The 14,242-nt window shown below is 71.4% G+C and carries 7 protein-coding genes; 1 reads left to right on the forward strand and 6 read right to left on the reverse strand.

The genetic code is table 11. From position 1 onward, the window contains the following. Window positions 1-168: 168 nt before the first annotated feature. The 5 genes from ACFYW3_RS27385 to ACFYW3_RS27405 form a co-directional block, all read right to left on the reverse strand. Window positions 169-3,642 (reverse strand): hypothetical protein, encoded by a 3,474-nt coding sequence (locus ACFYW3_RS27385; RefSeq protein ID WP_389387630.1) that lies wholly within the window; start codon window positions 3,640-3,642, stop codon window positions 169-171. Window positions 3,643-3,695: 53 nt separating this feature from the next. Continuing rightward, a complete protein-coding gene (locus tag ACFYW3_RS27390; RefSeq protein ID WP_389387631.1) occupies window positions 3,696-5,942 on the reverse strand; it encodes a hypothetical protein in 2,247 nt (748 codons plus the stop codon). Window positions 5,943-6,063: 121 nt separating this feature from the next. Then, window positions 6,064-8,535 (reverse strand): DUF6603 domain-containing protein, encoded by a 2,472-nt coding sequence (locus ACFYW3_RS27395; RefSeq protein WP_389387632.1) that lies wholly within the window; start codon window positions 8,533-8,535, stop codon window positions 6,064-6,066. A gap of 734 nt (window positions 8,536-9,269) precedes the next feature. Next, entirely contained in the window at window positions 9,270-10,262 is a 993-nt protein-coding gene (locus ACFYW3_RS27400) for a CorA family divalent cation transporter (protein ID WP_389387633.1), read from the reverse strand. A 268-nt stretch (window positions 10,263-10,530) separates the two neighbouring features. Continuing rightward, window positions 10,531-11,145: a TetR/AcrR family transcriptional regulator gene (locus tag ACFYW3_RS27405; protein WP_389387634.1), complete on the reverse strand. Its 615-nt coding sequence runs from the start codon at window positions 11,143-11,145 to the stop codon at window positions 10,531-10,533. Window positions 11,146-11,273: 128 nt separating this feature from the next. Between ACFYW3_RS27405 and ACFYW3_RS27410 the strand changes: the two genes are divergently transcribed. Next, entirely contained in the window at window positions 11,274-12,725 is a 1,452-nt protein-coding gene (locus tag ACFYW3_RS27410; RefSeq protein WP_389387635.1) for an amidase, read from the forward strand. 22 nt (window positions 12,726-12,747) lie between these two features. Here the strand turns inward: ACFYW3_RS27410 and ACFYW3_RS27415 are convergent, their stop codons facing one another. After that, complete coding sequence (locus ACFYW3_RS27415; RefSeq protein ID WP_351752769.1) at window positions 12,748-14,028, reverse strand: FAD-binding protein; 1,281 nt, start codon at window positions 14,026-14,028, stop codon at window positions 12,748-12,750. Window positions 14,029-14,242: the final 214 nt, after the last annotated feature.

Raw genomic sequence — 14,242 nt, forward strand, 5'->3', positions numbered from 1 at the left:
TGAGCGGACTCGGCGTGGTGCTGACCGTGTACGACAGCAGCGGCTCGACCTCCGCACTGATCTCGGGGTCATGGGTCTGGATCACAACAGTCATGGGGCTCCTTCGGTTTGCACGCCGTCCCCCCGCCCCTGAACCGGGGCGGGGGGACGGGATGGCGGCGAGGGTTCTCAGTGGTTGGTGCGGCTGTGGGCGACGGCGTCGTCGAGGGTGAGGAAGCCGGAGCGGATCTCGGGTTCGGCGAGGGGCAGGTCGTACTGGTCCTGGCTGAGGACGGGTAGCTTCTCCCAGGTGCCGGCTCGGTTCTCGGACCAGGTCCAGGTGCCGATGACGCCGGCCGGCGTGGGCAGGAGGACGGTCTCTTCGCTCTCGTCCTGCGGGCCGCGCAGGGTGGTGGTGGCGGCCAGGAGCGGACCGGTGCGGAAGCTGACCGCCATCCTTGTGATCGCCGAGTCGGTGAACTCCTGGGGGACGAAGACCGTCTTGGTGGCGAGGATGTCGGTGGTGGCGTGCACGGCGGCGCGCGGGTCCAGCAGCATGGTGGCGACTGCGCTGCTGTTGTCACCGAAGTCGAGTTCCAGGCCGGGCCGGTCACCGATCGGCCGCAGGTACTCCTCACCACCGGCGGCCGGATCGATGACCGTCTCGAAGTGCTCGTAGTCGTCGTCGAGGACGTATCCGACCAGGCCGTCGTCGCTCTGCTGTGCCTCGCCGAGGCGGATCGCCCACGGGTGGGTGGGCAGTTCGGAGGGGGACGGCCGGAAGATGTTCTGCCAGCTGACGTCGGTGCGCAAGGGGCCGCGCAGGTTCATGGTGAGCCGGGTACGGACCAGGGCGAGCGGGCGTCCGAGGAGGAAGCCCAGGCCGGGGTCGGCCGGGCCGTCCGGGTCGATGGTCTCCAGAGTGTGGTCGAGGGTCGCGCGGAACGCGTCGAAGGTCGCGGGTCCGCGGGTCTTCAACGCGCCGAGCAGCCGGTAGGTGTGTCGGCTGAGTGCCTCCAACTGCTCGAAGCGCGTCACCTCGGAGCCCGGCAGGACGGACCAGGACACCTCCCGCTCGCCGTGCGTGTTCAGGGTGACGCGCAGTTCGCCGAGGGCCGCTCCGTCGGGGGCGTACACGACGAGGGACCGGTCGAGGCGGTTGTGCAGCAGCCACGCACACACCGGATTGGTGCCGGGCGTCAGGTCGGTGTCCTCGTCTGTGGTGGCGGCGAGGAAGTCGAAGCGCAGCCGGGCCGGCTGGAGCAGGCGCGGGCCGAGCTCGATCAGCCGGTCGGAGTCGTCATCGCTGACGGGGTGGGCCGGGCGCATGGTGTCGGGCATCTCGGGGCGGAAGTGGGCCGGATCGGTGATGAGGTTGACGGAGCGTCCGAAGCGGTCGACGACGGCCAGGTCGAGGAAGGCGAGTTGGCCGGCGCGCAGGTCCTGGAAGGTGGAGACGGGGTCGGGGTCCCAGTCGCTCGCCTTGAGGGGGCCGGGGTCCGGCGGGGGGTAGTCGCCGTTTCCGATGAGGCCGGCGAGGTCGCCGGTGGGCTGGAGGCCGGCCAGGGGCCGGCGTTGGGCGATGGCGGCGCCGAAGCCGTCGAGGGTCTGGGAGAGGTAGTTCGCCTCGCGGGCCTGGGAGCGGACCTGCCGGACGGCGTCGGCGGACAGTTGGTCGCGCACGCGGGCGTAGCTCTGCAGGGTGCCGTCGACGATGTGGCCGGCGCTGGGGGCGAGCATCTGGCGGCCGGATACGACCAGCGGGGTGCCGGGCTCTCCGGTGCCCTTCCACTGGTAGCGGGAGCCGTCGACGAAGTCCCAGTGCGCTACGTCGCCGTCGCGCATCGGCAGGGGGAAGTACTCGGCCTTCCACAGCAGGAAAAGTGGCTGCCAGGGCATCGTCCACGGCGTGGTGCCGTGCTCGGGAAGGGTTCCGGTGACGTCCCGGATCGCGCCGCTGCGCAGGGCACGGTCGAGGACGAGGAACTCGCCGAGAAGCGCGGGGAAGCAGAGCGGCTGCTGTCCGGTGAGGTCGATCTGGGCGGCGGTGTCGGCGACGTCGGTGGTGCTGGTGCCGGAGGCGCGGGTCACCAGGCGTTCGGGAGTACGGCAGGGCAGGGCGGTGTCGCGGGTGAGGGGGGCGTGGAGGTTGGCGCCCTCCAGGGTGAGGACCGGGTCGGCACTGTACTCGAAGTCCTCGGCCGGAACGCGGATCAGGCGGCGGGCGGCCCGGGCACCGTACGCGGGGTACAGGGCGTCGATACGTGCGGACAGGTCCGCTTCGCTCTTGCCCCAGGGCAGTTCGGCGCGCTGTTCGGACAGTTGCCGGGCGAGGGCGACGACTCGTCCGGCCGCGCCGTCGGCGTGGGACGGGTCGAGTTCGTCATCGATGCGGCCGGTGAAGTCGGAGGGCTTCTTCCTCAGATGGGTGAGCCACCACAGGTGGTAGAGGTGTTCGCGGGCGGTGTCGAGTTCGGCTTCGGTGGCGTCGTGGACGGCCTGGCGGCGGTTGAGTTCGGCGACGGTGTCGGCCTCGGCCGCCCGGGCGGCGTGTGAGGTGGTGCGGCCGGTCTCCTCGCCGCGTTCGCCGACGAACCAGCGGTATCCGCCGGCGACGGGGCCGAAGGCGCTGTCGTGGGCGCGGCGGTCGGTGAGGATGTCGGCCTCCGGTCGATCACGTTCCTCCAGGGCGTCGATGCCGCCGAGCAGGAACGCGCGGAACAGCTCGGCCTCCTCCTCGGACAGCGCGCCTTCACCGTCGGCCTGGGCGCCGAGTTCGGCGACGGCTTCGGCGATGCTGTTGGACACGATCGGGGTGACGTCGGCGGGGGCCGGGCAGGGCGAGTCGGGGACGGGGCCGGTCAGATCCCAGTCCAGGCCCAGGACGGTGCCGGAGTAGACGGAGGAGCGGATGCCGCTGCCGGAACCGGCGGGCGGCCTCCACTGCAGGCGTTCCAGCAGCGCGGCGAGGTCGTCGGTACCGGCGAGGATGTCGCTGTCCGGCTGGGCGTACCAGCCGGCGACGAAGTAGCTCAGCCGCTCCTGCGCGGGCAGCTTGCCCTCGGGGGTGTCCAGGAGGGTGTCGTGCATGGAGAAGACGTTGCTGTTGTAGGGCTGGAAGACCGAGAACGTCGGCAGACCGGGGCCGATCGCGGTGAGGAACGGCGTGTGTACGTCGGCCGGTTCCTGCCAGGGGCCGGTGAGTTCGTGGCACCTGCCGATGAGCGTGGCGGCAGGTTCCGCGCTGTCGCCGTCGGGGTCGAAGTCGGGGTTCTGGAAGGAGACGCTGCCGTCCATCGGGTCGAGATGGTCGCTCTGGACGATCCACGCCTTGAGCAGGCGGGTGCTGTCGGTGTGGCGTACGACCAGCCACCGGTTGGGTACCAGGGGGAAGTCGCCGATGCCTTCCTCCTCGTCGTGGCGGCCGCGGGTGAGGGCGGCGGGCAGTTCCCACTGGAGGTAGACCCCGAGGCGGTCCTCCCGGCCGGTCCACTCCTCGGGGCTGGAGAACGGGTCGGGCTCCGCCGGGACGCCCTCACCGACGTCCTTGAAGTTGGCGATCCACCGGTGGAAGACGTGCGGGGTCGCGGTGTCGCGGGTGGCCCGGTTGACGGCGAGGGCCGCGACCTCGACCGGCACGATGAGGGTGTTGTCCACGGACATGGCCCGGGGTCCTTTCGGTCAGCGCTCGGCAGTACGGCGCGGGGACATGGGGGTCAGGGCCGGGAGAAGGTCTGCGCCTGCGGGGCGTCGATCATCTGCAGGGCGAACTGGGCGGAGGAGATCCGCCGGCCTCCGGTGAGCCCGTGGGCGGTGGACAGGGCGGGCACCAGGGCGTCGCCGGCACCGTCGACGTTGAGGACGTCGTGCTCGCCGGGCCGCAGGAAGCGGCGGAAGCGGCTGTCGTCCGCGGGGGGCGGCGGCGGGAACTCTCCCATGGGGTGGCCGATCCGGTCCCCGGTGATCTCGCGCAGTTCGATGGTGCCGATGTCGCTGAGGCCGAAGCACAGGCCGCGCGGGGGTTCCGCCAGTTCGAAGCGGTCGATGACCTCGGGATAGAGCAGCAGCCGGATCTCGGTGCCGAACACCGCGTCGCGCACCGGTTCCACCGCGGCGGAACCTCGGTGGGCGGTGACGATGGTGTTCGGCCAGTTCGGCACCAGGCTGGAGTTGATCAGCACCGCGCACTTCGGGACCGGCCCGCCACCGGCGGCGAGGGTGTTGAGATCGGCGTCCAGGGTGTGGCCGACGCCGACGCTCAGCGCACCGTCGACGGCCGCCCGCACCCAGTCGATGTCGATGTAGGCGAAGCGGATGCTCTCGGCCGGCAGCGCGCTCGGGTCGGGGACCAGGTGGGACAGGCTCAGCGGTTCCAGACGGCGCAACGCGTCCAGCCAGGCGGTGACCTTCGCGAACGTGTCGGGAGCGGCCTGGGTGAGCAGGCTCGCGACGCCGGGCAGGGTGAGAACGGCACGCGCGTCGCCGATGGTGCGGCGGGTGCGGGCCGCGGTACGACGCCGGCCCGCGCGCACCTGCGGGCCGGCCTGGTCGAGAGCCTGGACGAGGCGGGCGCCGCCGGAGCGCGTGTCGCCGTCGGCCAGGAGTCGGTCGAAGGCTTCGAAGGCGAGGGGCGCGGTGAGGCGTCGGGCACTCAGCGCCGTCACGGCCTGGGCGGCGAGTTCCGGGTGGGATGCCAGACGGCGGGCCGCGGTGCGGGCGGCGGAGCGGAACTCCAGCAGCGCGCCGCGGAACTCGGCATCCGCGAGGGCGAGGGTGCGCCCGGCGGTGAACGCGGCGGCGTAGGCGGTGTCGAAAACGCCGTACTGCTGCAGGTAGACCAGTGCCTCGCCCGGGGAGTCCAGGCGGGAGGCGGCCGGCTCGGGGAGTTTCCGGGCGGGTCGGGCGGTGAGCGGGCCGCGGTAGAAGGCGAAGGTGCGTTCGCCGGTCTCCAGGCGCTGCGGCAGGGCCACGGCCCCGCCCGCCATCCGCTCCAAGGCCTCCTTCTGCGGTCCGGCCGGACTGGCCGGGCCGGTCGCAGGCACGCGCAGGCGCAGGTCGTCAGCGGGGCGCGGTGTGATGCCGTCGGCCGAGGCCAGGTGCTGGGCCAGGTCACCGAAGCCGATACCGGAGTCGGGCTCGGTGGTGAAGGACCAGGAGGCGAGGGAAACCAGCCGCACGCCTCCGTTGGGAGAGGGGGCCGTCAGGTACTGGTCGAACCCTTCGAGTGAGACCAGGTGGGCGACGTGGCGCCCGCCCGCGGCGGCGGGGAAGCGGTTGGCGACGAGGACGGCGTTGAGTTCGCCCTCGTCGGGCTCGGGGTCCGTGCCCGCGCGGGTGGCGTCGGGACGCCCGCCCTCACGCAGGTGCGCGAGATGTCCCATCTCCCCGGGCAGCGGCTTCACCGCGTCGAACAGGGCGCCAGGGACGAGGACGGTGGCGCACTGCTCGTCGTACTCGTCGGGGCGCAGGCTCTCCGGCGGCAGCGCGGGGGGCTTGCCGGCACCGAGCGCGCCGTCCAGGAGCCGGCGCACCGTTCCGGCCTTGACCAGGCCCACCGCGTCCGGGTCCTCAGGGAGTTCGTCCTCGCGGAAGACCAGCAGGGCCATCCACGGGACGGAAGCCGGCTGGTCGGGGCCCAGGGGGCGGTTCCAGGGCAGGCCGGGGGCGTCGAGGTTGATGTGCGGGAGGGTCTGGCTGTAGGTGCCGACGGCGTCCGGTACGGGGAACTGCGCGTTGATGCCGGTCGGGTCGAAGCTGAAGCGCGGCTGGACGACGTCGAAGGGCTGCGGAGCGGCGTCGATGACGCGGTCCTGACCGCCGACGTCCCGGAGGGTCTGCCGGTTGTCGATCCGGTACCGGCCGGCGTACAGAGAGGGGATGCGGTGGTCGAAGAACCGGGTGCGGTGTTCGGCGCCCGGCTCGCTGGTACGCGGTCGGGATGGGGAGTCGGGTGTGGTGGTCACGGGCGTGCCTTTCGACAGGGCGCGAAGGTTTGCGGGTGGGGGCCGGACGGCGGGCGCGGGGCGCGCGGCATCGCGGACCGGCCCGGGGCACGGCCCGGGCCGGTCCGCGGTGGCGCGCGGGTCAGCCGGCCGCGATCAGCATCGGTTCGGCGGTGAAGGCGGTACCCGCGGCCTGGGCGTAGGCGCTGAGATCGGCATCGAGGGAGCCGAGGTTCGCGCCCAGGCCGGTGAGCGCCTGGGCCAGGGCGGCGCGGTCGTTCCGGGTGGCGGTGGTGTCGATGCCGTCCTGGATCGCGGCGATGACGCCGCGAGGACGGGTCGGGACCGGGCCCGTGGCGGGCTCTCCGGAGAGCGGCTGGTTGCCGTCGGGGTTGATCGGGTCGAAGGAGATGGCCCGCTCGTCGAGGAAACCGGTGGAGGTGCCGTGGTCGACCGGCGGCGAGGTGAGCCGGATTCCGAGGATCCGGTCGGGGATGATCCCGTCGTTGGGCGCGTCAGGCTGCCGGCCCCACAGGCCGTTGGGCACGCTGCCGCGCTGGACGGAGCGACCCCAGGGCCCCAGTGCGCCGGCCTCGCCGTTGTAGGTGAGCCGGATGCGCAACTCGCTGCCCTTGCCCCGCACGTGCATGGGCAGGATGTCCACGGCGCTGTCGGACGCGGCCTCCACGGTGTCGCTGCCCTGGTTCAGGTAGACCTTGCTGACCGGGGCCTGGGTGTCGGCGGTGAAGGTGCAACCGCCGTTGCTGACCAGCCAGGGCTTGACGGCCCCGCGGGTGGCCGGGGCGCCCTCCCCGGTGTAGCCGGCGATCGCCGTGGTGCGGACCATGTTCTCCGGCGGCGGCAGCATGCCCTGGAACCCGCCCCAGTCCAGCGCCGGGGTCTGGTCGCGGCGCCCGGCGCCGAAGCCGATGGTGAAGGAGATGAACCACAGGTGGACGGTCGCCTCGCCGCCCACGGCGGGGCCCCAGACACGGACGCTGACGCCGACCTCGACCGAGATCCTGATCTTGACGAACCAGACCTTGATGGTCGCCGAGACCCCGACCCGGATGCCCATGCCGACGTCGAAGTAGAAGGGGTTCCACTCCAGCAGGGCGTCCACCCGGGCGGTGAGCCAGGCACGCAGCATGCCGGACTGGAAGACGACGTCCAGGGAGCCTCCCGCCATCAGGGACTTGGGAGTGAACGCCGCGTAGGCGTTGCCGGTGATGCTGACGGTCGACCCGACGCCCCAGGTCAGGCCGGCCGGCTGCCGGCGGGGATAGCGGGCGGGAAGTTCCCGGCCCGCCGGGATCGCGCCGAGAATGAACGCGAAGTCACCGGCCTGCGGGTGGTCGCCGAACCAGAACTTCATGCCGACGCCGCCGCGCAGCTTGCAGTTCGGGTCGATGAGGAACGTCTTCTCGGTGAACGCCGCACCGATACTCAGCTCCCCGGCCGTCGGACGCAGGGTGGCCTCGATGCCGATCTCCACCCGGGCGATCTTCTTGTCGCTCTTGGTGGGCAGCTGCATCCCGGCTGCGCCGAGCAGACTGATCGTCAAGTCGGAGCCGGTCTGCACCAGCGCCATGGCCCGGCCGCTGAACGTCTCGAAGCAGTCGAACGCCAGGCCCGCCGCGAACCACAGTTCACCCTCCTGCGGCCTCACCCAGGGATTTCCGCCGCCGATCAGCTCGCCGAGGACCTTGAGCGGGTCGACTTCCTCGTCGTCGGCGCCGATCGCACCCGGATTGTCCAGTGCCATCAGGAACGGAAAGCCGGCCAGGGCATCGGCCGCGGGCACCCGCACCCGGCTGTTCCAGCCGAACCCGGCCGAGATGCCGCGCACCTGGAACAGCGGCGGACCGAAGCCGACCTGGCTGCCGAGCGAGCCGTACGCGAACAGCGACGGGTCCGCGCCGGACCCGTCCGGGACCACGTAGGCGCCCATCGCCGAGCCGTTGAACGCACCGGTGTCCACCAGCAGCACTCCCCCGACCACCGTCTTGTACGGCGGGGAGGCGGGTAGCGCGGTCAGCGCGCCTGCGATCCGCAGCGGCGGGTTGTAGTAGTCGACACTCAGCCCGTTGTCACCACCCGGGGTGCCGATCGGCGACCAGCCGCGCACCGAAGGCGCCTCCAAGACCCGCATCCCCTTGCGGCGTCGGGGCCCGGGGCGGGGGGTGAGGATGCCGTGCTCGGTCACCAGCGCCCGGGGGGCGCGGTCGCGCGGGGCGCCGTCGCGGGGGCGCACGGCGGGCAGGGCGCGGCCCAGGCCGTCCAGGCGCTCGGGGTCGGCCGTCGGCTGAGGCGTGCGCCGGGTCAGCCGCAGGACCCGGCCGTCCGCCAGCACCCAGGCGCCGGCCGGCAGATCCGTACCGTCCGGAGCGCCGTCCACCAGGACGAGAGCGCGGCCGTCGCCGAGATCGACCGCGGCCACCGTTCCGGTCACCCACTCACCGTCAGTCGTGAACGCGACGTCCACCGGGGCTGAGGACGCGGTGATCGTGGCCTGTCCGCCGACCGACAGAGTCTGCGTACCGCACACGGCGCCGTCGATCCGCACGGTGCCGCCCGGAAAGACGAGCGCCGCGGCATCCGGGTCGGCGAACAAGGAGGCCGGGATGTCAAGCGACCCGCCCGCCGCCTGCTCGAGTAGCTTCCGAACGTCTTCCACACGTGCTGCCACGGCGATCCCACCCTCGACTCGTGAGAAAAAGGGGAAGGCGGAAGCACCCACCGGCGACGGGCCGGCGTGTCCGCTGCCAGGAGCCTAGTCAGGGCCGGCACGCAAAGAACATCAATACGCACTCTGCGTAATGAACTTGGCCAAAAGGGCTCGCGCGCTGAACACGCGGACGGACGCTTTCCGGCCTGCGCCGCGTGTGCGCAGAAGCGTTTCCACCGGGCCGTAAGACCTCTGAGGGGCAGGCAGGCAGGTCTTTGCGCCGGCGGTACCCCTGTCCCGCCACGAGGCCGGTAACAAGCCGGCCCCATGAGGTGAGTGGTCCGCGCGGCGGCGGATCGCAGCGGGTTCCGGCCCGGCCGCGGAATCCGCGGGACGAGCGCGACTTCGACGCCGAGCGGCGGCGTGCGGCCTGCTCCGGGCTCATCCGTGAGGCTCGGGTCACCGAGCCGGGGCTGGTCCGCGCCCTCTACGACCGCCACATGAGCCCGGGGGCCGGCATCCGTACCCCGACACCGTCCGGACGCTCGGCGATTTGGGCCGAGGCGGGGTGCCGGTCGCCTTCCGCTTCGCCTGCGACGAGCTCGGGCCGGTTCAGCCGCCGAGCGGTCAGCGGCTGACTCACCTGGATCGCGTGGTCGAGCGTGCGGGAGGCCTCCAGATCATCGGCCCGCCGGTTGACCGGCGCCGACATCGTGGGACTGACCGTCCCGGAGCTGGCGCCAGTGCGTCCGGTACATCACGACGTACACGGCCACGAGCAGGGCGCACACCTGCATGCCGATGCCCAGCCACAGGAAGGTTCGCTCGCTCGACAAGTTGTTGCTGAGGTAGCTGAAGTTCATGCCGAAGAAGCCTGTCAGGAACGACAGCGGCAAGAAGATGACCGAGGCGATGGCGAGCTTGTTGATCACGAGGTTCTGTTGGTCGGCGACGAGGGAGGCGTAGGTGTCGGCCGCCCGCCTGGTTTCGTCCCGCAGGGAGTCGATCTCCATCATCACCAACTGCACGGTGCGCTCGTGCATGCGGTTCAGCGCTTGCCGCTCCTGCGAGAGGTCAGGGTTCGCCATCCTTCGATGGGCGAGGAACTCCTGTGCGATCGCGGCATAGGGAAGGAACGCCCGGTGCAGCTGGGCCGCGCGTCGACGCAGGTGGGCCAGTCGATGAACGTGCTGCGACGCCCGCCCCTCGAACATCGCCTCCTCGACCTCCCCCACCTCCAGGAGTGCTTGAGCGGCGGCCTTGCGAAAGGCCTCCAACGCTCCGTGCAGAAAGAGGAAGACCGCCGTCGCCCCGTTGGAGGGCACGTCCTCCGGCAACTGTTCGGTGAAGGCGTCGATCAGCCCCACGGGCCCGTGGTGAATCGTGACGAGGTGGCCCTCGGCGGCGAAGACATGGATGTGTTTGACGTCGTCGCCGTCGATCACCGGCACGACACAGCCGACAGCTCCTGCGTGGTACTCGGCCCGCACGGGCTCGTTCCGTCTGCCGAGCCATTCCCATGGCTTGTCGTCCAATCCCAGCATGCGGGGCAGTGGTTGCTCGTCAGGCGGGGGGTCTTCTCCTCGGTCGATGTCCACGATCACGAAGCCCGGGGCTGTCAGACGCTCCCTGACCTCGGACACCTCTGTCCGAGCCACGACGCCCTCCGGCATCGACACCATCGATACGATCATCACCCTCACCCAAGATGACAGAGCAGCCCGGAATGTGGGACGCCACGGCTTCCCTCATGCTCCCCGGCCGAGATTCACGGGCCATACGGAACGACGCGGACCCTGCAAGTCCGCCGGCCTCCGGCACGCTACCGCTCGATGCCGCGCAGAGAGCCGCCCTGGCCACCAGGCTCGCGGGTACGCGGGCGAAGTCACCCGATTCCCATTCCCCGGCCCTCTGGCGGGCTTCCGCCCCCGTGACACGGGGTCAGTCCGCCGCGCTGGTCGCTCGGTCCAGGATCGCCGTGACCGCGGCCTGAAGCCGGTCGCCCACTCGGTCGACGCTGCCGTTCTGCATGCTGATCTGCGCACCCTCCAGGAGGAAAGTGATCTCCGCAGAGGTGTCACCGGGCACTCTCGCGCCGGCCTTGTGGCACATCTCCGTGAGACGAAGGCGCTGAGTGGCCTTGTGCCTCTCGATCAGCCGACGGGCCGGGTGCTCGGGGTCGGGCAGGCCTGCGATGGAGTTGACGAAGGGGCAGCCTCGCCGCGCGATGTCCGGCAGTCCCTCGGCGATGAATCGGGTGACTCCGAGAACTTGCGCGCGGCCGTCGTCCGGGTGATCCGCTTCCACCGTGTCGAACGCGGATGAGTAACCCGCCGCGACGATCCTGAGCCACTCCTCGATCAGCGCGTCCTTGGTGGCGAAGTGCCGGTACAGGGCCATCTTCGTGGTCTTCGCCCGATCGGCGATGGCCTGGACGCCGACGGCCTTCACGCCGTCTCGCAGGAAAAGCTCCTCTGCCGCGTCGAGGATGCGCTCACGTGGCGGCAGACGGGGCACCCGCGTGTCCCGGCCGGGCCGTGAGGGATTGCTCGTCATGTTCCGTCTCGCTCCACTCGCGTTGACCGGCCTCGCTTGACTCCATGCTACGTTACCGATCACCCCCACACGATACCGATCGGTATCGTCGGGGTTCGATCGTCCGGCGCGAGGCAAGGCAAGGCACTGTGAAGCTGCACGAATACACCAGGTACGACGCCGTGGGACTGGCCGAACTTCTCGCGCGAGGAGAGGTGACCGTCGCGGAGGTCACGGCCGCGGCCCAGAACGCGATGGCCGCCGTGAACCCGGACATCAACGCCGTGGTCGAGAGCTGGCCCGCCGAGGACGCCCCCACCCCCGGCAGCACACCGCTCGCGGGCGTGCCCTTCCTCATCAAGGACCTGGCCGTGTCCATGAAGGGCAAGCGGGTCGAGCTGGGCAGCCGCCTCGCCGTGGACCATGTGGCGGCGGCGGACTCCTCTCTCATGCGGCGGTTCCGGAGCGCCGGCCTCGTGACACTGGGGCGCACGGCCTCCCCGGAGTTCGCCTACAGCACCACCACGGAGCCGGTCCTCCACGGAGCGACCCGCAACCCCTGGGGCCTCACCCGAACGGCCGGCGGTTCCAGTGGCGGGTCGGCCGCAGCCGTCGCGGCCGGCGTCACCCCCATCGCCCACGCCACCGACGCGGCCGGCTCGATCCGCGTACCCGCCGCCGCCACAGGGCTGTTCGGGCTCAAGCCCACCCGAGGCCGAGTCTCCATGGGGCCCGATGCCGACGAGGTCTTCAACGGCCTGGCGGTACACGGCGCGCTCAGCCGGACGGTCCGCGACAGCGCGACACTGCTGGACCTGATCCAGGGCCCCGAGTCGGGCGACCCCTACTTCGCGGAACGTCCGACTCGTCCGTACGCCGAAGAGATCACCCGCTCTCCCGGAAGGCTGCGCATCGGCCTGATGACGACCCCCTGGAACGGGCGCGCCGTGGAGCCGGCGGTACACGACGCCGTCTTGTCAGCCGCTCGGCTTCTCGAGTCGCTCGGCCATCAGGTCGACGTCACCTCCGTGGACCTCGGGGTGAGCTGGGAGGAGTTCGTCCTTGCCAACGCACGCCTGTGGTCGGCGAACCTGGTGACCTGGATCGACGGCTTCGCCAGGATGCTCGACCGTCCCGTGGACGAGAGCACCCTCGAACCCGAGATACTGGCGAGCTACGCGTGGGGCCGCCGGGTCGGCGGCTCGGAGTTCGTGCAGGCCCTCGATGTACGCAACCGGGTCGCCCGCTCGCTCGGCGCCCGGTTCGACCGTCACGAAGTGCTGCTGACACCCACCCTTCCGGAACTGCCGGTGCAGGTGGGCACTTATCGCCATGGCGCGGAAGGGGCTGACGGGCTGGGCTGGCTGGAGCACTTGTTCCACAGGTCGCCGTTCACGGCGGCCTTCAACGTCGCCGGCACACCTGCCATGTCGATGCCACTCGCGTCCGACCCGGCCACCGGCATGCCCATAGGCATCCAATTCGCCGCCGGCCACGGGCGGGAGGACGTCCTGTTCCGCCTCGCCGGGCAACTGGAGCAGGCCGCCCCTTGGGCACACCGAACGCCGACCGTGTGGGCGGGCGCCCACGCATCCGCCTGAGCCATCGCCTGCCGCCCTTCCGTCAGTGGCGGCCCGGGGCAAAGACGCCGTGTGGGTCCAGGGCATGTCCGAGCAGGTCACGCACGACTGTGTCCGGGCCCGCTCCGGTCGGTGTCATGGGGTGGTCGATGTCGGTGCGGTAGACGCTGAACCCCTCGCGTGCGAAGGACTCGTGCAGGCGGTCGAGGGTGTGGTGAGCGTCTCGTACCGCCTCGGCGTCCTGGGGCGGGAACCCGATGGTGATCACATGGTCGAGGGCATCGGAGTCGAGCACGTTCATGGTGACCCCCGGGGCCGTCGTGCGTCCGACCAGGCAGCTCTGGGTCAACGCGGCTGCCCGCCGTACCGCCTCTCCCTCGAACGGAACGATCGGCAGGAACAGCAGAAGTCCACGCGCCTGGTCCAGGCAGCGCGCGCAGTGCCCGGTCTTGCGCAGGAAGAGGGTGTCGGCCGGGTCGGCCTCGCCCGCGTACGCGCGTCGCACCCACGGGTCTGCGGCGCGGGCGGGGCCGAGCCCGAGGCCACAGCCGGTGTCCCGGAGCCGTCCCGAGACGATCTCCGTCGTCGCTCGCACCAGATCCGCGTCTCCTGAGAGGGTGATGTGGGCCAGGTGGCGGCCCGGCGTGCCGTAGGTGCGTGCGGCCACCGGGTCGTAGATCTTCGTGGTCGGGGCGATCAAGCCCTGTTCGGTCCATGCGCGCAGGCTGTCCACTCCGCGCTCCCATTGCCGTTCGTCCAAGAGCAGCGGCAGTACCCGGACGGTGTCGGGGCGGGGCAGGAGCCGAACCGTGGCGGCGGTGACCGCTGCCCAGGTGGACTGGGTGAACAGGTGGTTCAGGGAGGGCCCCCGCCCGTGTGGGCGCACCGCCGCGCGACCCGTACCCGGCCACCAGCCGGTGCGGGCCGTCCGGCCGTCGGCGAGGACGAGTTCGAGGCCGGCCAGGTCTTCTGTCCGGCCCCGTTGCAGGCCCACGCCTCGTTCCATCAGGCTGCCGATCACCCCGGCGTCCTGCGATGCGCCGGTCAGATTGACGATGCGGGACGTTCCGGTGAGGCGGGCGGCGAGTCGGCCCTGGGTGACCCCTGGCTCCACGATCGCGTAGCCGCGGCGGACATCGACCTCGCGGATCCGGTCGAGTGCGGAGAGGTCGAGCACGGTCGCGCCGTCGCGGACGGGGCTGCGGGAGCCGAGACCCCAGTTCCGGCCTGTGGCGACGGGGTGCAGAGCAGTTCCATCCGCAGCGGCTGCCCGCACCGCCTCGACGACTTGCGCCACGGACCCGGGCCGGAGCACTCCGGCCACCCGGCGCGCCCTGAACCGCCCCGCTTCCGTACCGGGCTCGAGGTCGGACCGGCCCGGGTGCGGGCTCCCGCCTCGGGACCCGCAGGAAGCACACGCGGGTGGGGCGTGTGGTACATCCGGGGGCGTGTGGAGCACCTCCTGCCCGAGGGGATCGGTCACGTTCTCGGCGCAGGGCGCGGGATGGGGCTCGGGAAGGGACACCTGTGGACTCCTG

Origin of the sequence: Streptomyces sp. NPDC002602, assembly GCF_042889445.1 — a bacterium.
Taxonomy (GTDB): Bacteria; Actinomycetota; Actinomycetes; order Streptomycetales; family Streptomycetaceae; genus Streptomyces.